The 20644-nt window shown below is 43.9% G+C and carries 16 protein-coding genes; 5 read left to right on the forward strand and 11 right to left on the reverse strand.

Annotation, left to right across the window (positions count from 1 at the left end; genetic code table 11):
- Positions 1–127: 127 nt before the first annotated feature.
- On the reverse strand, positions 128–1528 hold the full coding sequence (locus MKY52_RS01285; RefSeq protein WP_341049372.1) for a polysaccharide deacetylase family protein: 1401 nt from the start codon (positions 1526–1528) through the stop codon (positions 128–130).
- A 209-nt stretch (positions 1529–1737) separates the two neighbouring features.
- Between MKY52_RS01285 and MKY52_RS01290 the strand changes: the two genes are divergently transcribed.
- Positions 1738–2928 carry an AI-2E family transporter gene (locus tag MKY52_RS01290; RefSeq protein ID WP_341049374.1) on the forward strand — a complete coding sequence of 397 codons (1191 nt, stop codon included), beginning with the start codon at positions 1738–1740 and terminating at the stop codon, positions 2926–2928.
- Here MKY52_RS01290 and MKY52_RS01295 read toward each other — a convergent pair.
- The 8 genes from MKY52_RS01295 to MKY52_RS01330 all read right to left on the reverse strand — a co-directional run bounded on the left by MKY52_RS01295 (position 2889) and on the right by MKY52_RS01330 (position 14012).
- Positions 2889–4697, reverse strand: a complete 1809-nt coding sequence (locus MKY52_RS01295) for a peptidoglycan D,D-transpeptidase FtsI family protein (protein WP_341049376.1) — start codon at positions 4695–4697, stop codon at positions 2889–2891. The genes MKY52_RS01290 and MKY52_RS01295 overlap by 40 nt on opposite strands.
- 187 nt (positions 4698–4884) lie before the next feature.
- Complete coding sequence (locus MKY52_RS01300; RefSeq protein WP_076300035.1) at positions 4885–6957, reverse strand: methyl-accepting chemotaxis protein; 2073 nt, start codon at positions 6955–6957, stop codon at positions 4885–4887.
- Between the two features lie 48 nt (positions 6958–7005).
- The gene (locus MKY52_RS01305) at positions 7006–7968 is read right to left on the reverse strand and encodes an acetylxylan esterase (protein WP_341049378.1); all 963 of its coding nucleotides are present in this window, start codon (positions 7966–7968) and stop codon (positions 7006–7008) included.
- Between the two features lie 619 nt (positions 7969–8587).
- On the reverse strand, positions 8588–9619 hold the full coding sequence (locus tag MKY52_RS01310; RefSeq protein ID WP_341049379.1) for a glycoside hydrolase family 130 protein: 1032 nt from the start codon (positions 9617–9619) through the stop codon (positions 8588–8590).
- A gap of 76 nt (positions 9620–9695) precedes the next feature.
- On the reverse strand, positions 9696–10529 hold the full coding sequence (locus MKY52_RS01315; RefSeq protein ID WP_341049381.1) for a carbohydrate ABC transporter permease: 834 nt from the start codon (positions 10527–10529) through the stop codon (positions 9696–9698).
- Between the two features lie 3 nt (positions 10530–10532).
- Positions 10533–11414 carry a carbohydrate ABC transporter permease gene (locus MKY52_RS01320; protein ID WP_042186108.1) on the reverse strand — a complete coding sequence of 294 codons (882 nt, stop codon included), beginning with the start codon at positions 11412–11414 and terminating at the stop codon, positions 10533–10535.
- A 128-nt stretch (positions 11415–11542) separates the two neighbouring features.
- Positions 11543–12913, reverse strand: coding sequence for an ABC transporter substrate-binding protein (locus MKY52_RS01325; RefSeq protein WP_341049382.1), 1371 nt, complete (start codon positions 12911–12913; stop codon positions 11543–11545).
- Between the two features lie 319 nt (positions 12914–13232).
- Positions 13233–14012, reverse strand: a complete 780-nt coding sequence (locus MKY52_RS01330) for a response regulator transcription factor (protein WP_341049383.1) — start codon at positions 14010–14012, stop codon at positions 13233–13235.
- 302 nt (positions 14013–14314) lie between these two features.
- On the opposite strand from MKY52_RS01330, the gene MKY52_RS01335 reads away from it, so the two are divergent.
- The 4 genes from MKY52_RS01335 to MKY52_RS01350 all read left to right on the forward strand — a co-directional run bounded on the left by MKY52_RS01335 (position 14315) and on the right by MKY52_RS01350 (position 18851).
- Positions 14315–15265, forward strand: coding sequence for a glycoside hydrolase family 113 (locus tag MKY52_RS01335; protein ID WP_341049384.1), 951 nt, complete (start codon positions 14315–14317; stop codon positions 15263–15265).
- A gap of 22 nt (positions 15266–15287) precedes the next feature.
- Complete coding sequence (locus MKY52_RS01340) at positions 15288–16502, forward strand: AGE family epimerase/isomerase (protein ID WP_341049386.1); 1215 nt, start codon at positions 15288–15290, stop codon at positions 16500–16502.
- On the forward strand, positions 16502–17674 hold the full coding sequence (locus MKY52_RS01345; RefSeq protein WP_341049388.1) for a glycoside hydrolase family 130 protein: 1173 nt from the start codon (positions 16502–16504) through the stop codon (positions 17672–17674). The genes MKY52_RS01340 and MKY52_RS01345 overlap by 1 nt, the downstream gene beginning before the upstream one ends.
- 274 nt (positions 17675–17948) lie before the next feature.
- Complete coding sequence (locus tag MKY52_RS01350) at positions 17949–18851, forward strand: manganese catalase family protein (protein ID WP_341049389.1); 903 nt, start codon at positions 17949–17951, stop codon at positions 18849–18851.
- A gap of 63 nt (positions 18852–18914) precedes the next feature.
- On the opposite strand, the gene MKY52_RS01355 is transcribed toward MKY52_RS01350, so the two are convergent.
- Positions 18915–19475, reverse strand: a complete 561-nt coding sequence (locus MKY52_RS01355; RefSeq protein WP_341049391.1) for a GNAT family N-acetyltransferase — start codon at positions 19473–19475, stop codon at positions 18915–18917.
- 59 nt (positions 19476–19534) lie between these two features.
- On the reverse strand, positions 19535–20599 hold the full coding sequence (locus MKY52_RS01360; RefSeq protein WP_042186092.1) for a LacI family DNA-binding transcriptional regulator: 1065 nt from the start codon (positions 20597–20599) through the stop codon (positions 19535–19537).
- Positions 20600–20644 lie beyond the last annotated feature (45 nt).

Genomic DNA, 20644 nt, shown 5'->3' on the forward strand with positions numbered 1-20644 from the left:
CCTTAGATAATCTATGGTCGGACTGCTCTTTTTTATTGGGCACAAGAAAAAACGCCCCACAATCCATTTCTGGTTTGTGAGGCATCTATATTATGTTTCATTATATAAGACTAAATAATATCATGAATCAATTCGTTACTGTTGCTCCTGGCAATTCCACTTCTGTGAGTGAATCATTAAGTGACAACGCTTCTTCTTGCTGCGGTTTACGTTTTCTTACTGACCTTTCATCATGAGGCAGTTGCTTATTCATCTTCTTGAGTAATTCTGAGACAGGCATCAGGATTAGCTTCGGTACAAGGACCTCACTACGCTCCTTGAGCCTAGCACCACCATCTGGATGAATCACACTTAACAGGATCTTTAAGTAAAACTTGGTGGAGCGTGCGAATATGCCATCGGGCAAATCATGTACACTAAAGCCGAATTTCTCTGGCCCACGGTTAATCATACTAACCCCATAAAGTGCTTTGGCTTGCGCGAGGTTTACATCTTCGGCAATAACTTCTGCCAGCATTGGCAACCCTTTCTCCATTCTGCGGATCATTCGAATCGCAAGTTGAGCAGAAGAATGAGAATGAATACCTAACTCGAATAATTGCCTGTTATCAATATGCAGCTCAATGACTTTATCACCTTTACTCAGCAAGGTTCCATCACCAAGTTCAACAGGCTCTCCCTGATATTTACGCATTCGATAATGCATGAATGGATCGGCTGGGTTAATCGTCTTGAGCTGGAACATTACTTGGAATACCTGCTCCCAAGCCAACCAGAGTCCGACCAGTACTCGTTTACCAAAGGATAAACGCCGAATCGGTGATTTCTCCGCCATCTTAATCATGTCATCCACTCGAATGCTGCGCAGTCCTCTTCTTTGGGCCTCCTGCAGCGTCAGTTCAAGGGCTACAAGCATATTCTCGGGTGCGTCCGGATCGGCACCTAACGTTGTGCCACTATCATGCAGCAGCATCACTTCACCGGGATTCAATCGCGCCAGCATCTTCTCAGTGAGACGCTGCGCACCAAGCTTCTCACGCCAATCTCCAAACATTACCGACCATAGAACAATTTCAACTTGGCGACGTTTGGAAATATCGAATAAATTGACAATCCCCCAAGGTGGACGGTAATAAGTACTACGCTCGCCTATTATGTTGTAGATAATATCATTCGTGCGCTGAATCTGCCGACGAACGGTTGCCGGCCGCATGAGCCAGTTCGTCTTGTGAACATAATTATGAATTCCAATAAGATGTCCCTCTTCATGTATCCGCCTAATAAGATCCGGATAACGTTCAGCGTTAGATCCTACTACAAAAAAGGTTGCTTTTGCATCATACTTCTTCAATAAATCCAGAAGTAACGGTGTAAATCTAGGGTCAGGTCCATCATCAAAGGTCAACGCGAACTCATTTCGCCCAGTTCCTTTACGAAAGACACGGTAACCAAAAATGCGGCTAATCATACCCGGGATAAAAGCATAAAAAGATGAGATATAAAATAACCAGAGCAGCAAAGTCTGCATATGAATTCCTCGCTTTTCCAGAGTTGACTTTGGCTCGCCTTACGTCTGCAAGCAGAACCTGTGATACGGCCAAGTGAAGTTAGATAAAAAATACGTTACCCCCTATTTTAACACATGTATCAAAGAAATAGACGGTTTTTAGGTAAAATCATGTACAATGTATTCAAGCTGACCTATCAACTTATTAAAAAAGGGAGTTGTTTATATCTATGCTGCCGTTATACAAAAAATATTGGCGCACGTTCTTCGACATTGGATTAATTGTCCTCACGGTCTATCTGGTTATGTTCGCCTTCAGTAAATTGTATCAGTTAGCTGCACCTGTATTCCTATCTTTTTTTGTATTTTTGCTTATTGAACCGCTTGCCCGTTTCTTGAACCGACGGGGGCTTGCCAAACCATTCGCTTCAGCGATTTCAGTGCTTCTGTTCCTAATCGTTCTTCTGGGTACGTTATTTGGCGCTGGGCTATTGGTCACCATCCAAGCGCTTCACTTTCAAGATAATCTTCCTAAGTATACATATGTGGTGCAACAACATTTCGTGGAATCCACAACCTACCTTCAGCAAAAAATTGAAAGCTTGCCGCCGGATATTACCGATAAAGTGAATGGCTACTTTAAAGATGCCACGAATGTTCTTACTGGATGGCTTGTTACTTTTCTAAAATATATGGTCGGTGTGCTCGGATCCTTTTCCTCCTTCATGGCCAATTTTGGGATCGCCATTATTTTAGCATTTTTCCTTAGTATGGAGATTAAAGATTGGCGCAAGATTGCCCATGACAAAATGCCAAAAACATTTAAAACTGCTTACGCTTTTTTGCAGGGCAACGTCTTTAAAGCCATCGGCTCTTATTTAAAAGCCCAGCTTATTCTGATCAGCATTACCTTTGTTATCGTACTGGTTGGCTTATTCATACTAAGGACCGGTAACGAAATCACTATGGCGCTTATCTGTGCTGTATTTGATGTCTTGCCGCTCCTTGGTGTAACGACGATTTTAGTCCCTTGGATCATCTATCTGTTCATTGTTGGCAATACCTCATTAGCAATCGGTTTAATCGTACTCCTGGCGATTGTATTGATTGTAAGACAGCTGCTTGAACCGAAGATTACCGGGAATTCGATTGGCGTATCGTCTGCTTTTCTGATGCTGTCCTTCGTCATTCTGTCTACATCCGCTTTCGGTATGGCCGGTCTGATCCTGTCGCCGATTCTGCTTATTCTGATCAAAGAACTAATTCAACAAGGATATCTTCAGAGCTGGATCTATTTGCCTCAAGAGGAGTTTATCGTTTCACCCTTTGCTGCAAATGGCCCTTCATCTATGGGTAAGGCCACTGCTACTCCTCCGGAGCCTCAAGCTTCTGTAGAAGACGATAATAAATCAAATATCTGACCAAACAGCTTGATAGCAAGATGCGGACTGTCCGGAGCGACATTCTCTACAGCAACTGATACGGCATATCTTGGGTGATCCACTGGACCGTAGCCGATAAACCATTGATTGTTGCGTGCTACGCCCTTAACCAGTGTCTGTGCCGTCCCTGATTTACCTGCAACGGGCCAGTGTGTGCTTTGTAGACGGGTTCCCGTTCCTTCCGTCACAACTTTGCGCATCATGGACAGTAACTGGCGGGCTGTAGACTCAGAAATCCTTCCTGATGAGGAAGGGGACAGATGTCCCGGCAGCTCCTCCAGCTTCTGCCCGTTCGCAAATGTGATTCGCTGCAGAATCCTCGGCGCCCTTACTTCACCTCCATGCAGTAGCGTTACAATAAGATTAGCTGCTTGTAAGGGTGTGACTTGTACATCTCGCTGTCCAATTGCAGTCTGTACCCTGGCTCCCTTGTCATCCGGCAGTAAGCTAGTAAAGATGGTTCCCTTTTGCTCTCCGGATAGTGGTTTTAGAAGTGGAAACCCAAGCGTCTTCTCGGCTTGCCAGCTGATATCTCTACCGAGTCCTAGCGCCAGTGCAGTTGATTGAAGCTGGATACCGCTTAAGCGCTCTGCCAGAGCAGCAAATACAGTATTACAGGACACGGCGAATCCTTGCGCCAGCGTAAGGGGTCCGTGTCCTTTTCCTGTCAGACAAGACAATCCATATTTCTCGAATTGCCCTGAACAATAAAAAAGCTCGTCAGCGGAGGTTACACCCGCTTCTAAGGCCGCGGCGGCTGTAACGATTTTGAAGATCGATCCAGGAACGGCAGCCTGGAGTGCCCGATTGTTCCACTCCCCGCCTTGCGGAGAAATCTTCTCTGGATTATAGAAGGGTAAAGATACCATGGCTTCAATATCTCCCGTCCCGGTATCTAACACCACTATGGCTCCTTCCTTCATTCCGGATTTGAGCGCAAGCTCCTCAATTCCCTCCTGAAGCTTTTTATCAATCGTTGTATATAACGACAGAGGGAAATAAGGATTGCCCGGAGCTTTAACTTGAATGGGACTGCCTGGAAGGCGATTCCCACGCGCATCCACTTGAACATAAGCTTCCGTGTGTCCTACCCCTTGAAGCAAAGGCTCTAATGTCTTCTCTAAACCGTCCGTTCCCGTCATAGGAACTCTAAGACCCGTAGGAGAAGCTTTAGCTCCAGCATGCATAGTGGCTTCCGATAAATAGCCTAGCCATTGCCGACCTGAAGAACTCCCATCATATCTGCGTGCGAAAGGGAGCACGCCTACTCCGTCGATCCCCAGTGCACTCACTTCTTCTGCCTGTGCCTGAGACAACGCGAGTGGTCCTTTTCCCACTGAAGATGGCCATAGCAAAGGTTCTTTCAGTGACGACCGCTTATTCAACAGTTGTTCATAGCTGACACCCAGAATCTCCGCCAATCGGTGCATGGGTTTAGCTTCTTCGTAAACAACCTTCGTCACAGATTTCTTAGCCATCTCCTCTTGTGGAAAAAAAGCCGCCGTCCAAATGGTTTCCCCCGAAAGAGGCTCATTCTTGCGGTCATACAGACGTCCCCGACCGCTGTCTAGTACAGTCTCCCGTTCACTTTGAATTTCTGCCATCTTCGCAAGTGTATATTTTGTTCCAGGAACCGTCTGTTCCTTCATAATTAGCTGAACCCACGCCAGCCTAAGGATCAACACAGCTACAGCCGCAGATAAAATAAGAAGACCGCTGAATACACGCCGATGTTTGTTATTACGCAATGTCTTCCCTCCTGAACAGACTCCACACCTATTATGTCCTACCTACATCCATTAGAATCGCCATAAAATGTTCATTGCAACATCAGAAGCTAAAATTTATATTCTGGCTTGTCACCGCTCAAAACAAAGAACCGCTTCTCCAAAAGGAATAAGCGGTTCTTTAATTTAGTATTCTGTTACGGCTACCCTACACGCTGAACTTCGATAATTTCTCCTTTAACTGCAAGGATGCATCCTCCAGCTTCAAAGAAAGCTCTACCAAATGATCACTTACACTTTGTTGCTCTCCACTAAGTGAGGCAACTTCTTGAGATGCAGCTGATGATTCCTCAGCTATTGAGCTTACGTTGCTCATCGAATCGGATAGAACCTTTTGCGATTGACTCAGGCTGTCCATCGACACAGTTACAGCATTCAGACGAGCGATAAAATGCTGCATCTGATCCTGCACAGATACGAAGATATCGCTAGTACTCTGCACGGAAGTCATTTGCTGATTAAAGAGCGGTGCAACTTCTGAAAGGACCACAACCGTCTCGTTCATATCTCTCATAACGGTATCTGTTATTTCTGCCACAACAGCGATAGACTCTTTCGATTGATCTGCAAGCTGACGTATTTCATCGGCTACCACCATGAATCCTCGCCCGGCCTCGCCTGCTCTTGCTGCTTCAATGGTGGCATTCAGAGACAAGATATTCGTCTGCTGAGTAATATTTTGCATCACATTAAGAACCTTCATAACGGAAGATGCCGTTTCTGTCAGCTCGTTAACCTTCATCACAAGCTGATTCGTCTTCAGGCCTGTCCTATTCGTCTCATTAAGTAATTCTTTCAACCTGTTGAAGCCTTCCTCACTGAGTTCGCCGATGCTATGTGCGGTGTGATCCATCTCGTGAGTAGCTGAATTGACTAAATCCATCTGTACCGAAATTTGCCCCGTCAACTCATTGCCACGATCAGCTTCCAAGGCTAAACTGCCAGCACCACCCGCAATTTCTTCCGTGGCCGCGGCAATATCCATAGCTGCATCAGCTGTCTTGCGCGAAACACCGCTAAGCTCATCGGCGGTTTCCAGTACCTTCCGAGCGGTTTCATTCGTATGGATAACCAGCTCTGTTATTCGTTCCATCATCATGTTAAAAGAACTGGATAACTGACCGATCTCATCACGTGAGGTGATATTCGTACGCACCCCTAGATTCCCTTCGGCTCCCTCTGACATCAAATTCTTAAGTCTGGTCAGCGGTCGAGATACCATTCTGAACATCCAATACCCTATTAAAATGGCGATAACAGCAGCTACAGCAACAATAATATAAGTAGTCTTGAGAATACGCAGCGCGTCTTTCGTCAAGTTCTCAGCCGGTACAACACCAAGTAACCTCCATCCCGAGGTTTCTAGTGTTCCGTATACAGCTAATATGGATTTCCCCTTCTCATCCTTTGTTGGCAATGAGCCTGCTGTATTCTGCAGACCACCCAAAAGCGTGCCTCCCAGATTCAAATATGTATCCGTCCCCACTTGCTGGGAGGAGGCAATCAATTCATCCTTATTCGTTAGCAATTGCATGTAGGAGCTTGTTCCAAGATCCACTTTACGAAGCTGATTTTCTAATTCGCTAATTCTAATATCGTTAATGACTATGTATCCTGAGCTTTTAGAATCACCGGCAATCGATTTGGCCAAATGGAAAACACCTGACGTATTTCCTTCCTGGCCTTGTAATTCACGTGGAATCCATACACTCTGTGGCTTCTCCTCTAGCTGCTTAAACCATGAGGATTCTCTGAAACTCTCAATAAAAGCGCTATCTTTTGTACCCGCCGAAGAAATTGGAAAACCTTCATTCATCGGAATAAGGTATACGGCCTCCACACCGTTCGATGCCGTGAGCCAATCATTTAGCTGCGCACTAATCTGGTTAGATAGTACCTTACGTTCCTCATTACTTGTAGTGGGATTATTCCCTTGTTTGAGTGCATTTTGAATTTCATTGTCGTACAAGATTCTTCCTAGACCATCCTCATAACGTAACAATTCCACATCAAACTTCTCAGCGGTTTGAACGACTGTCTGTTGATTGGCTGACAGAGCATTCGTCTCGATCGTATGCTCAGCTACGGAATAGGAAGTGTAGCCGAGAGAGAGCACGAGCACCATCGTCGAAACAAAGAAGATGAGAAAAAGCCGCACCCCAATGGATTTGGATGGATGCAGCTGGAATCGTCTTTTTTCTTTTTTCACTTGTACTTTCATCTAATCATTCACCACCATTGTCGTCTGTTATGCCTACTGGCTTATCGTTTACAAGGTCATGAACATTTGTAACACCCGATCGGAAAGATATGGCAAATACTCATGACCGTACTCATAATAAACCATAAGCTCTTTGGGCGCTAGTACTTTGTTGTATGCGGCAAACTGCGTTGAAGGTGGACAAATCACATCGGATAACCCTGTAACCCACAACATTTTGGCTTGAATTCGCTCCGCGAGATTCTGAATATCGATGTAACCCAGTCTATTAAAAATCTCGTCCTCACGTACATGATGGGGATCAAAAAAGCGGAAATAATAGTTAATTTCCTCATAAGCTGACGTAGTGATATCAAGCTCCCAAGCCCGTCTATAATCTGAAAGAAACGGATACACAGGAACGGCCATACTCACACGCTGCTCTAATGCTGCACAAGCTACAGTAAGCGCACCGCCTTGAGATAAACCAAAAGCACCTACTCGTGCTGGATCAACTTCTTCCATAGACATCAGTATTCGAGCAGTCTGTGCTGTATCCAGAAACACATTACGATAGTAAAGGTTGTGCGGATTAGGATCGTCAATGCCGCGAATAATATGTCCACGAATGGTTGTGCCTTTTACTGTAAGATTATCCTCGGAAAGTCCGCCTTGTCCCCGGCAATCCATCGCAAGGACACTAATCCCATGGGCCGCATAAGTCACCTTCTCCATCCAATCCCCGCTGTCACAGGAATATCCATGAAACATCACGACACCAGAACCTTTTTCTGAACCCCTTTTCTTCGGTCTTACATATTTACAATGGATTCTTGCTCCGCCAACGCCGGTAAAATACAGATGGAAACATTCCGCCAGCTCGCTGACGAACTCCGCAGGCTCTAGTTCATAATCTAGCGGCTGGGCATCCAGATCACGCAAAGCCCGCTCCCAAAATGCGTCAAAGTCGACTGGCTTTGGGCTGCTTCCGTTATATTTTTTTAATTGTGACAATGTCATGTCGTTTCCCATATTAAGGTCCTCCTTAAGGTTTTTTCACTTAAAAAACAATGGAAACGGAAAACCCGCTTATGTGGGTTTTCCGTTAGTTTCTACTAATAACAAGAGCTCGCTAGTTGCACTTTGTGCAACTATTTACAGCAAAATATATGTGTTGTTCATTTAATTGCACTCTATACAACTAAATTTGCTCACAGCAGGGATTACGAGGCAAATCGCCTGAGAAAAGTGTACAATATGCAGCTATTTACACTAAACATCACCAAACAGGTTAGTTTAAGTGTACTTTGTGCAATAGAATCTCTCCATATGAGCATCAGTCGGTGTTCTATTGTACTTTGTGCAATCAGTTCGAGCGAAAATGAGCATAAGAGTGATTTTTGCGGGAATCCATTGCAGAGAGTGCAATAGATTCTATTTTTCAGACGAAATCGAGAGTTTCTATTGCAGAGAATGCAATGAAAAGCTCAAGCCACTTAACACATAACACAAAGCGCGCAACGTGCAGAACCCAGCACACAAAATACAGCACACTACACGCCGCACACTTTTTTCGAACGCTGCTCAGCCACCAATTATCTACCCAACTTCACTCTACCTAAAGTTTGTTCCTCAAAGGTTGTTCACCCTATTAAATTTTACCTAAACCCGCATCATCGCCAACCTCTTCATGGGTGTCGATGACATAGTTGACCATTTCATCAACAGTTGTATATGCAACGCCTACATAAGTGTCAGCAGCGCCATAATAGATGGCGATACGGCCCGTTTCTGCATCATGCAGAGTGGCACATGGGAACAGAACGTTATTCACAAAACCTCTTTCCTCATACCATTCTTCAGGAGTTAGCACAAAATTTTTCGAGCGATATTTTACTTTCGAAGGCTCGTTTATATCCAAAATAACTGCACCCATGCTATATACAAGACCGTTGCAGGTACCAGTAACGCCATGGTAGAACATCAACCAGCCTTCTGTAGTTTCAATCGGTGCAGGTCCGCCGCCAATCTTGACACTTTGCCACCAGCCTTGGCCACCTTTACTCATGACATGGCGGTGTTTACCCCAATATACAAAGTCAGGGCTTTCACTAAGGAATACATCACCGAATGGTGTATGTCCGCTGTCACTTGGACGGGACAACATCACGAAGTTATTATTGATTTTTCTAGGGAACAATACACCGTTCCGGTTGAAGGGCAGGAATGGATTTTCCAAGCTGATAAATGTTTTGAAATCTTGCGTTTTAGCAACACCGATAGCTGCGCCGTAAAAATCTGTACACCAGATAATATAAAATGTATCTTCGACCTTAACCAGACGTGGATCGTAAGCATAACGCGGCTGATAAGAGTTACCTTCTTCATCTATAAATCGGATCGGCTCATCATCGATTTTCCAATCTAGACCGTCAATACTATGTCCCATGCGCAAATGTGGACGCGTTGTGTTATCTTCTACACGAAATACTCCGATAAAACTACCTTCAAACGCAGTAACCGCACTATTAAAAATACGGGCTACTCCTTTTGCAGGATTTCTTTTGATAACCGGGTTATCATTATGTCTCCAAATCGGATTCTCATAGCCAGCAGGCTTATCCTGCCAAGGCATGTTCGGGATGTTAATCGCACTTGCTCCAACCAATTTCACTTCACTCATTAGTATTCCCTCCAAATGTATGCAACTTTTCAGTATGCTATTTTATCTAGTACTGCTATGAAATCTACTACTAAGCTTACTTCACGGAACCTTGTGAAAATCCATTGTAGATATACTTTTGCAACGCGGTAAACACAATCAATGTCGGAATTATCGCGATCATAATCGCCGCACATATTACTTCCCACTGCGATCCGTATGGACCTTTAAACTTAAAGAGTGCTGTGGAGATCGTTTGGAGATCTGTTTTCGGCATATATAGGAAAGGAGTGTAAAAATCGTTATAAATATTTACGCCCTTCACAATAATTACTGTTACAATTGCCGGTTTCAGCAGTGGCAAAATAATTCTCCAATAAATCGTCCAATACGAAGCCCCGTCCAGCATCGCGGATTCATCCAGTGACTCGGAAATCGAATCCAGGAACTGCATGAAAATATATACAGCGATAATATCCGTACCGAGGTACATCACGATGGGTGCCCATCTGGTATTAAACAAGCCCAAGTGATTGATGATTTGGAAGGTTGCCACTTGCGTTGTAACACCCGGAATCAGGGTAGCAATCAGAAACATACTGATGAGAACTTTACTGCCTTTAAATTTAAACCGGGATAAAATATAAGCCATCATTGAGCCCGTCAGCGTTGCACCCAGGATAGAGATCACAACGATAATGACAGTGTTTTTAAATCCTAGAAGCATTTTGCCATCAACAAAAGCCTTAGTGTAGTTGGAGAAATTCAACCAATTCTCTGGCAGTGTTAACGGTCCGGTTGAAGCGTATTCCTGCCCTGTTTTTAATGAGGCAAAAAATACAACTACGATAGGTATCAATGCTGCAAGTGCTCCCAAAATCAAGGTGAGATATTTGAATATACTAGCAGTGGTATATTTTACAGAATGCATAGTTTATTTCTCCTCCTTGATCAGAACGCGCTGCAAAATAGTAACTACTATAACGATACCCAGCAAAACTACGGCCATCGCTGACGCCAATCCAACTTTGCTATATTTGAACGCTACATCGACTGTCTGAATAACAAATGTGCTACTTCCGTTAGATCCGCCTGTCATGACGTATGGAATTTCAAACACACCAATGGCGCCACTGACCGCAAGAATCAGATTCAATTGCAGAATACGTTTAATACTTGGCAAAATAATATGCATAAACTGATGCCATCTGTTTGCACCATCAATCTCAGCAGCTTCATAAATATCCGAACCGATCGAGGAAATAGCCCCAAGGAAGATCAGGAAGTTCATCCCCATGTATCTCCACAGTGACGCACCCGCGAGCGAGAAGTTAATCAAATTCGGATTGAGCAGCCACTTCTGCTGTAAACCGCTGAGTCCGAGCAGGTTAAGAATCGTATCTAGCGTTCCATCTGGTTTGAAAAAGAACAGAAAGATAAAGCCGATCGCTACACCGTTTAGCAAGGTTGGGAAGAACAAAATCCCTTTGAATAAATTTTTCATGCGAACACTAAAGCTCAGAATGGTTGCAAAATACAAAGCAAGTGCCATCTGAATAAAGGTAGTGAAGAAATAATACAAGCTGACCTTAAATACGGAAAAATACTCCGGTTTCGTAAAAATGGTTTTGTAGTTTTCTAACCCAACGTACTCCATATTTTTACTTAGGCCATTCCAGCTGGTGAAGCTGTACCGAAACATACTGATTACTGGATAATACGCAAACGTGAGTAGTAATACGATCGGCACTAATGAGAACAAGCATATGATGGCAATCCGTTGATTTTTGTAACTCAAATTCGAAAACTTGAACACCCGATACACCTCCAGAAAAGCATCCTCATTTATTTATGACTCGTTTAAATGTGAAGGGGGAAATGCCCGTTCGCATATCCCCTCCCACATCCACTACCGCCTATAGCATTTAAGAAAGCTTATAGTTGTTACTGTGCTGTGACTTTAGCGCGAGCGGCTTTCCACTTGTCGTTGAGGTCCTTCATGATGTCATCATAGGATTCTTTTCTGTTGCCAATTGCGGCTTCAATAATCCGTTTCTTGAAGTCTGGTTGCCAAGCACCGATTTCGGCTTGTTTGTCGATTTCATCAGACCAGCCTTCTTCACCGGCTTTAGCAGCTGCAAGTGTATCAAAGGTTACTTCAGTACCTTCATATTGTTTCAGAATTTCTGGAAGCTCTGCACCGATAGCCGGGCTCATACCGCCACCTTCAGTCGTTGGGTAGCCAGATTCGTTAATGAACCAATCCACCCAAGCTCTAGCAGCTTCTTTGTTTTTACTATGAACGCTGACACCCAGATTGTAGTCACCAGCAAGTGGTACAAGGATTTTATCTGCATTCGTAGGGAATGGCATAAAGCCAACATCATCTGGATTCGTTGCTAAACCTTTGATTTGACCGATTGCCCAAGATCCAAGAACCATCGTGCCGATTTTTCCGTTAGCCAGATCCGCTTTGGAAGATTCCCAGTCTGTAGTCGTCGGATCTTCTTCAATCAAACCTTTTTGTGCTGCATCGTACAGGATTTTGTACAGCTCATAGTGAGGTTGACCTGGAACATAGTTATCGTCGCTAGCCACTTGACCAATGTTCACATAATCACGGTTACCAGCTACTGTAGCCAGATCCGCTTCCCATTGGGTCAATGTCCAGCCAGCTGCGTAGTTTGTGTACAGAGGCACTGCTTTCGTTTTGTCTTTAACAGATTGCAGAGCAGTTAAGAATTGTTCAGGAGTTCTTGGAACCTCTGTAATCCCGGCATCTTTAAAGACTTGTTTGTTGTAAATAATACCGTTAAAGTTGATAGTCATTGGAATTCCGTAAGCCATTCCGTCTACTGCTCGTTCTTCCACACCTGTATATTGTTTTTGCATATCTTCGAGTGAACCCAGTGGTTCGAAGAAATCGGGAATATCTTTAATAGCTATGCTTGTAGGTAACAACAGAACGTCGCCATAGTCACTAGTGCTCATACGAATTTTAATTTGATCTTCGTAAGTAGCAAGCGCTTCAAAGTTTACCTTTACATCAGGATATTTCTCATTGAACTTAGCCGCATACTCTTTGAATACGGTATCAACAATATCCGTTCTTTGCGTAATAACCGTGATATCCCCTTTAATATCCTTGGCTGCTGCATCATCAGCCGGAGCTGCCGTCGCCTCTGTTGAGGATCCATTGCTTCCTGTGTTTTTAGCGCCTTCATTGTTGGTGTTGTTGTTTGAGGAACAACCGCTAAACAATCCTGCCATAAGTGTCAGTGCCATCAAGCCCATCATTGTTTTGCCTTTTTTCATGCTTTTACGACCCCTCTCTTCAATTCGACTCTAATTTGGTTTAATAACAAAAATAATAACTTTTATCATCACCATCAATTTAATAGAGTAATCACCATTATCAAACTCACTGAAATACTCTTAAAAAAAAGTGATGATATCGCTTACAAACTCATTATAGATCTATTTTTAACTCAAAACGATGGTTTGAATTGCTTTTTCTGGTCTTGTATTTGTTATTTTTGTTTTTGTTATGATGTTTTTATTATCTAATTTATTGAAAATAACCACAAAAAAAGAGAGCTTATCGCTCTCCTAAATAATAGCTTCCTATATAGGACTAAAACTCACGTTCCATTTTCGGTAATTTACAGCCACTTTTGTAATCCTTAGGTGTCATACCACACATTTTCTTGAACAATTTATTAAAATAAACCGGATCACTATAGCCAACCTTATCGGCAATTTCATAATTTTTTAAGTCGGGATGCTCGATCAGCAATTCTTTCGCCTTAGTAATACGAATTCGAATTAGATAATCGGTGATGGTTTGCCCCGTCTTTATTTTGAACAACCGGCTGAGGTAGCTCGCATTCATACCGACGGTCTCCGCCAAACGCTCAAGTTCGAAGTTCTGATCATACTCCCTCTCCAGTATGCTTTTAGTCTGTTCAACTACGTAATGCTCTCCACCATCTGCCGCTTGAGAGAACATCCCCTCCTGCTCTGTGACGTTCTTTTTCTTTGTATCCTCTACTCTCTTGAGCAATTCATATAGCTGAGTCTTATCAATAGGTTTTAGTAAATAATCCATCACCCCATGGCGGATTGCTCGGCGGGCATATTCAAATTCACTAAAACCGCTAAGAACGGCAATAGGTATATCCTCCATATGTCCTCTAACCTGTTCAATCAACATAAAGCCATCCATTCTAGGCATTTTGATATCTGTAATAAGCAGATCAATGTCATCTCGGGATAACTTTTCAAAATGCTCCCAGGCTTCCACCCCGTTACCGTAGGATCCAATTACTTGTACATCTAGCTCCATCCTCGATGTGATTTTTTCGAGCCCCCTGCGAATGACCTCCTCGTCGTCCGCAATCATAACATTTATCATTTGAGCACTTCCCTCCAGTTGTATCTGCCAGTTATTATGATTGCTCCATCATCACGAATAGAATTCTTCCTATGTATTACGTCAATGTACGATTACACTCTTTTATAGTCTTGTATTTACTATAACGAAAGTTATTCTAATTTCCCAGCTGCAACTATAAATTGTCCTTGAAATCATCTTCGAAAAAGTATATAACTAAATTAAGTTGTTATTATAAACTAACAAATTAATAATAACTATATAACAAAATTATTTTACTAATTATTCTCTTTTCTATTTTCAATGTAAGGTGGGGATTCTCGATGATATTTAACAACGAATACATTGCAGGCATAACCTGGGGCTTCTCGGGTACACGCGGTTCATGGAAAACGGAAGAAGCGGAACGTTCGATGGAACTCATGTCTTCAGTCACTGGAGCGAACTGGACGGCCATTGCCTTTAGTGCGCTTCAAGCTACCGCTCATTCTACGGAAATTCCCTACTGGGAGGCGCCAACCGTTACCAACGAAGAAGTGAAACAGTCCATCAGTAAAGCGAAGTCACTGCAGCTAAAGGTATGCCTGAAGCCGATCGTTAATTGCGCGGACGGAACTTGGCGTGCTCACATTAACTTTTTCGATAAGGATGTTCCTTGCGAGCCTAAATGGTCTGAGTGGTTCAGCTCTTATACTAAATTTATTCTGCATTATGCTGCTATAGCTGAAGAAACAGGCTGTGAGATGTTCTGTATCGGCTGCGAGCTTGTACAAACGGATAGACGAGAAACCGAATGGCGTACGCTTATTGCCGAGGTTCGGAAGGTTTACTCAGGAATTCTTACTTATAATTGCGATAAGTATCAGGAGGATAACGTGACCTGGTGGGATGCGCTCGATGTGATTTCTTCAAGTGGATATTATCCAGCTAACGATTGGGAAGCTCAGCTCGACCGGATTGAGCATGTGGTGAGATCACAGAATAAGCCATTCTTTTTCATGGAAGCGGGTTGCCCAAGCCGAAGCGGGAGTGCGGCGATTCCTAATGATTGGACCTTGAAGGGTGAACCAAGTCAAGCAGAACAAAGCAAATTCTATCAGGCAATGTTTCAAGGCTGTGAGCGCAGAGATTGGGTTCAGGGCTTTATGCTTTGGGATTGGCCTACTCATCTTTATCCAATTCATGAAGCAGAACACAATGATGATTATTGTATGTATGGCAAACAAGCCGCTGGGATCATCAACGATTACTTCACCTCGAAAATCAATAAGTAATGTGAGGAGTGACTACTTACCAATGATTAATTCACCAGAATTATGGTTGACCCAGCTTGAGGATGAGCTACAGGGTAATATTCTTAGTTTTTGGATGAAACAGACGAAGGACGAAATCAATGGCGGTTTTGTTGGTGAAATCGACAATCAGCTGAACATTGCACCTGACGCGGAGAAAAGCCTTGTGCTTAATGCTCGTATTCTTTGGTCCTTTGCCAGCGCTTACCGGATCTACGGCAAGACAGAATATCTGGCCATGGCAGAGCGTGCCTATGCCTATTTGATGGATCATTTCATCGATAAGGAGTATGGCGGATTATACTGGATGGTGAATGCTGAAGGCAAACCTTCTCAGGAGAAAAAACAGATCTATGGCCAAGCTTTTGCTATCTACGCATTGGCTGAATTCTACCACGCGACTGGACGGCCTGAGGTGTTAGATGAGGCCATTCAAATATTCCGGCTTGTTGAGAAATATGGCTATGATTCAACTTATAAAGGTTATGTTGAAGCTTTATCTCGGGAATGGCAAATCACGGATAACCTCAGTCTTAGCAGCAAGGACTTGAATGAGAAAAAATCAATGAACACGCATCTACACGTGTTGGAAGCGTATACCGGACTTTATCGAGTATGGAAGTCAGAGGAGTTGGCGAGTACGCTGGCTGAGCTAATCTTAACGATGCTGGACCATATCATTGATAACGAAGGCAAGCATTTTCATCTTTTCTTAGATGAGGCATGGAATGTAAAGTCAGATATTATCTCCTATGGACATGATATTGAAGGCAGCTGGCTGCTTGTGGAAGCAGCAGAAATACTTGGCGAAGAAAAGCTGCTACAGCGTGTTCGAACCGTCGCTATCTCCATGGCAGAAGCTGTTCTTGCAGAAGGTATAGATACCGATGGCGGGATATGGAATGAAGCTGATCCGAGCGGATTGCTAAGCAAAGACAAAGATTGGTGGCCGCAAGCGGAGGCGGTTGTTGGATTCTATAATGCTTATCAGCTGACCGGTGACAGCAAATTTAACGAGGCTGCCCAAGCCTCCTGGACTTTTATCGATAAATATATGGTGGATCACAAACTAGGCGAATGGTACTGGGGCGTGGACGAGAACCATCTGCCTCTCCCTCACGCAACCAAGGTTAGTGCCTGGAAATGCCCTTATCATAACAGCAGAGCCTGCTTCGAAATGATCGCACGACTGAATTCAACCCTAAAGGAGACTGTATAATGTCATCGTTATTTCATGAACGCAAACAACAACTAACAGAACGTTATGAAGCGCTGATCACCCGTAAAAATGAAAAGCTTCCTTATGGAAACGGTATTTATGACCGTTATGCTTATCCACTGCTTACCGCTGAGCACGCTCCTCTAATCTGGCGTTACGACTTCAACCCTGACACTAATCCTTACTTTGCTGAAAGAATCGGCGTCAACGGCGTTTTCAACCCTGGTGCCATAGAACTTAACGGTAAGTTCTATCTTGTTGCCCGCGTAGAAGGTAATGACCGTAAATCTTTTTTTGCTATAGCTGAAAGTGACAATGGTGTGGATGGCTTCCGCTTCTGGGATCATCCAGTCGTGTTGCCTGAGACAGAAGTTCCGGACATCAACGTTTACGACATGCGCTTAGTAAGTCATGAAGATGGCTGGATCTATGGCCTCTTTTGTACAGAACGCAAAGATCCAGAAGCTCCACACGGTGACCTTTCCAGCGCAGTAGCACAATGTGGTATTGTCCGTACAAAGGATCTGAAGATCTGGGAACGTCTGGCCGATCTTAAGACAGGTTCTGCTCAACAGCGCAATGTCGTGCTCCACCCTGAATTTGTGGATGGAAAATACGCCTTCTACACTCGCCCTCAGGATGGCTTTATTGATGCAGGCTCCGGTGGCGGTATTGGCTGGGGACTCTCGGATACGATTGAGGATGCCGTGATTACAAGTGAGACAATCATGGATGAGCGTCACTACCATACCATCAAGGAAGTTAAGAATGGCCAAGGTCCAGCTCCAATCAAAACACCAAAAGGCTGGTTGCATATCGCACACGGTGTGCGAAACACTGCCGCTGGGCTTAGATACGTCCTCTATGCCTTTTTATCTGATCTGGAGGAGCCAAACAAAGTCACACATTCACCAGGTGGTCATTTCATCGCACCAGACGGTGAAGAACGTGTCGGTGATGTCTCCAACGTTGTATTCTGTAACGGTGTAATTGCACGCGATAACGGTGAGATCTATATCTACTACGCTTCCTCCGACACCCGCATCCATGTAGCAACAACTACGGTTGAACAAATGTTAGATTACGTACTGAACACACCAGAAGATCCACTCCGCTCTTATGCTTGTGTAGAGCAACGTATCGCCCTCATCGATCGTAATTTAGCGCTGTAAATAAGAGTTCAGAGTCCTTAAAAATCAATAGAGCAGCGATTCTCCTTAATGGAGGGTCGCTGCTCTGCGTTTTTGATCATTCTGTGTCCCCTAGCACGTTACTATGGGTATTTGATAGTGTTTACTAATGCTCTTTCGACTTGTAAATCTGTTCATGGATACTCCCTTATTGTTGATAAATATCCATACTTTTTAGCCGTTTAATGATTAATTCCTATAGATTAAGCTCAAAATAGCTCAGTAATCCCCTAACTCCAAGGAGGCTGAGATATAAATGTTCAAACGTATGGATGAGATCATGATCGAGATTCCTGAAGTTGAGAAGCCAGATCCCAATGCTGCTGCCGCTGTACAAGAACTGCTTGGCGGAAAGTTTGGAGAAATGTCGACCCTTAACAATTATCTCTATCAATCCTTTAATTTCCGTTCAAAAGACAAACTGAAACCCTTTTATGATCTGGTGATGAGTATAACAGCGGAAGAGCTAGGCCATGTGGAGCTAGTTTCGCATGCCATCAACAAATGCCTTCGAGGGTCAACAAGTTATAAAGAGCCAGATTCCACCCCTCTAGGGTCCGTAAAAGATGCGCGTTTATCCTATCACTTTCTGGCGGGGGCTCAAGGTGCTATGCCTTTTGATTCAACGGGGAATCCATGGACCGGAGCAAATGTATTTAATAGCGGCAACCTAGTGGAAGATCTGCTACATAACTTCTTCCTCGAATGTGGAGCCAGAACACATAAAATGAAAGTTTACGAAATGACGGACCATCCAGCTGCACGTGCTGTAGTCGGATTTCTCTTAGTGCGCGGTGGTGTCCATGTGGTCGCTTATGCTAAAGCCATCGAAATCGCAACAGGTGTTAATGTAACGAAACTCGTGCCGGTTCCTTCGTTAAATAACAAATCGTTTAGTGAAGCGAAGAAATATGAGGAGAAAGGTGTGCATACAAAGCTGTACACCTGGAGTGACAGTGACTTCGGCGCCATCGATCAGATTTGGAAGGGAACCCACCCAGAGGATAACCTCCCGCTTGAAGTCATTAAGGGAGTACCTAAAGGCTTCCCGATTCCCGTAGCTCCTGCAGTCGAAGAGGAGTTCGCCCCAGGAATCTCCCCCGAAGACTTTAAAGAAATTGCCAAACGCCTCAAAATGGCTGGAAATATTACCGAATAATATTTAAAGTGAATCTGGTGAGGAATTTACGCAGCATCTTCCTCACCATAGGTTCACTTTTTTTTAATTGTACAAAGCCCGATATTCATCCTCCAGCATAGACATCAGAATCATGTTATGAAATTCTCCGTCTACATAAAGAGCATCCCGCTCTACACCATCGTGCTTGAAACCAAGCTTCTCATAGACATGAATGGCTCTTGGATTAAAAGGATATACACCCAGATGGATACGATGCAGCTTCAAGGCTTCAAAGCCATATCGCAGCATTTGAGTCATAGCCTCAGTACCGTAACCCTTCCCTCTATGTTCATGACTACGAATCCCAATTCGAATATTTGCGCTACGGTTGTCCGGATCTATTTCGTTCAGAACCACTTCTCCAATAAGCTCTTCCGTTTCCTTGACGATAATCATAAGATCCACACGGTCCTCTGCTGGAACACTAATCTTTCGAATCCAAGCCGAAGTTTGCTCGCGAGAGATTTCCCCTTGCGACCCTGTTAGACGACCCATCTCATCATCAAGTAAAAATTTGTAATAGGCCTCCAGATCGGACTCACCTACACCACGCAGATGAATATTTTCGCCTTCGATCTTTGGTATTGCAACTGCTTCTGACATAACTGAATTCCCCCTAACCAAAAGTCCACGGCTTTCAATTATTTTTAATCGGCTGATTTCTAGTCTCTCGGTATATCCACAGAATCACGATGCACTATGTCTGCTGCAATCAGGATCTTCTCCAATGGTGCAGAGGGATGCCCAATCCGACTTAGCAATTTCTCCACTGCCGCCCGGCCCATCGCTTCTTTAGGGACATGTACAGTAGTAAGCGGCGGAACGCCTCTTGAGGCATCCTCAATATTATCAAAGCCCGTGACCGAGATATCCCCTGGAATATTAAGACCTTCTGCCTTCAGGATATCACTGACCGTAAGTGCTGTTTTGTCATTGGCGCAGACCAAAGCGGTTGGGAGTGTCTTAGCTTTTTTCCGCTTCATGACCCAATTTTTAAAATCCTCTTGGAATACATCTTCCTCCACCCCTTCTAAAAAGAGATTCGCATCATCTTCCAAAGGCAGTCTTATCCCACTCTCCTCCAGCGCACTCCGGAAGCCAATCCACCGATCCCGAAAACTGCGTGAAAATCCAATATTCCCGATAAAATGCATTTGTGTATGGCCTGTCCCCATCAAATGATTAGTAAGTCGAGCCATGGAATCCACATTGTTCGCGAATACAGTATCACTTGGAATTAATGGATCTTCATGGTCAATCAACACCATCGGCAGACCGATGCGATGTACCTCAAGTAGTAAAGAAGTGGAGATTTCGCCCACACCTACCAAACCAAGAATCCCGCTTGGGTTCAAGATATTCACAAAATTATCCGCACGATTCTCAGAGATGATCACCATTCCAAGTCCTTCTTGATCCAGCGCAAGGGCAATACCGTCCACAATTTTTCCCCAATACAAGGAATCCTGAGTTTGCGAGCGGATATTCGGCATTAATACAAGCACAGATTGCTTATTCCGATCACTACCCCCTACCGGAGGAGTACGCTTGACACCTTGGACAAAAGCATTTTTTTGCGTAAAATAGCCTAACTGCGAAGCCGCTTGAATCACTCGTTCTCTGGTCGTCTCATTAACGCCAGCTTTACCAGAAAGTGACTTGGAGACAACAAATTTGGATACACCGAGATGATCAGCTATTTTTTGCATGGTGACCTTTTTAGCCATATTAAACCCTCCAGAGATTGTAATAAAATTAATGTTAAACTAAAG

It is taken from the genome of Paenibacillus sp. FSL P4-0184 (assembly GCF_038004625.1).
In the GTDB taxonomy this organism is placed as follows: Bacteria; Bacillota; Bacilli; order Paenibacillales; family Paenibacillaceae; genus Paenibacillus_AQ.

Excerpts from the sequence above, each read along its gene's own strand:
- MKY52_RS01285 (WP_341049372.1), bottom strand. The coding sequence starts at position 1,528 with ATGCAGACTTTGCTGCTCTGGTTATTTTATATCTCATCTTTTTATGCT.
- MKY52_RS01290 (WP_341049374.1), top strand. The coding sequence starts at position 1,738 with ATGCTGCCGTTATACAAAAAATATTGGCGCACGTTCTTCGACATTGGA.
- MKY52_RS01300 (WP_076300035.1), bottom strand. The coding sequence starts at position 6,957 with ATGAAAGTACAAGTGAAAAAAGAAAAAAGACGATTCCAGCTGCATCCA.
- MKY52_RS01305 (WP_341049378.1), bottom strand. The coding sequence starts at position 7,968 with ATGGGAAACGACATGACATTGTCACAATTAAAAAAATATAACGGAAGC.
- MKY52_RS01310 (WP_341049379.1), bottom strand. The coding sequence starts at position 9,619 with ATGAGTGAAGTGAAATTGGTTGGAGCAAGTGCGATTAACATCCCGAAC.
- MKY52_RS01315 (WP_341049381.1), bottom strand. The coding sequence starts at position 10,529 with ATGCATTCTGTAAAATATACCACTGCTAGTATATTCAAATATCTCACC.
- MKY52_RS01325 (WP_341049382.1), bottom strand. The coding sequence starts at position 12,913 with ATGAAAAAAGGCAAAACAATGATGGGCTTGATGGCACTGACACTTATG.
- MKY52_RS01330 (WP_341049383.1), bottom strand. The coding sequence starts at position 14,012 with ATGATAAATGTTATGATTGCGGACGACGAGGAGGTCATTCGCAGGGGG.
- MKY52_RS01335 (WP_341049384.1), top strand. The coding sequence starts at position 14,315 with ATGATATTTAACAACGAATACATTGCAGGCATAACCTGGGGCTTCTCG.
- MKY52_RS01340 (WP_341049386.1), top strand. The coding sequence starts at position 15,288 with ATGATTAATTCACCAGAATTATGGTTGACCCAGCTTGAGGATGAGCTA.
- MKY52_RS01345 (WP_341049388.1), top strand. The coding sequence starts at position 16,502 with ATGTCATCGTTATTTCATGAACGCAAACAACAACTAACAGAACGTTAT.
- MKY52_RS01350 (WP_341049389.1), top strand. The coding sequence starts at position 17,949 with ATGTTCAAACGTATGGATGAGATCATGATCGAGATTCCTGAAGTTGAG.
- MKY52_RS01355 (WP_341049391.1), bottom strand. The coding sequence starts at position 19,475 with ATGTCAGAAGCAGTTGCAATACCAAAGATCGAAGGCGAAAATATTCAT.
- MKY52_RS01360 (WP_042186092.1), bottom strand. The coding sequence starts at position 20,599 with ATGGCTAAAAAGGTCACCATGCAAAAAATAGCTGATCATCTCGGTGTA.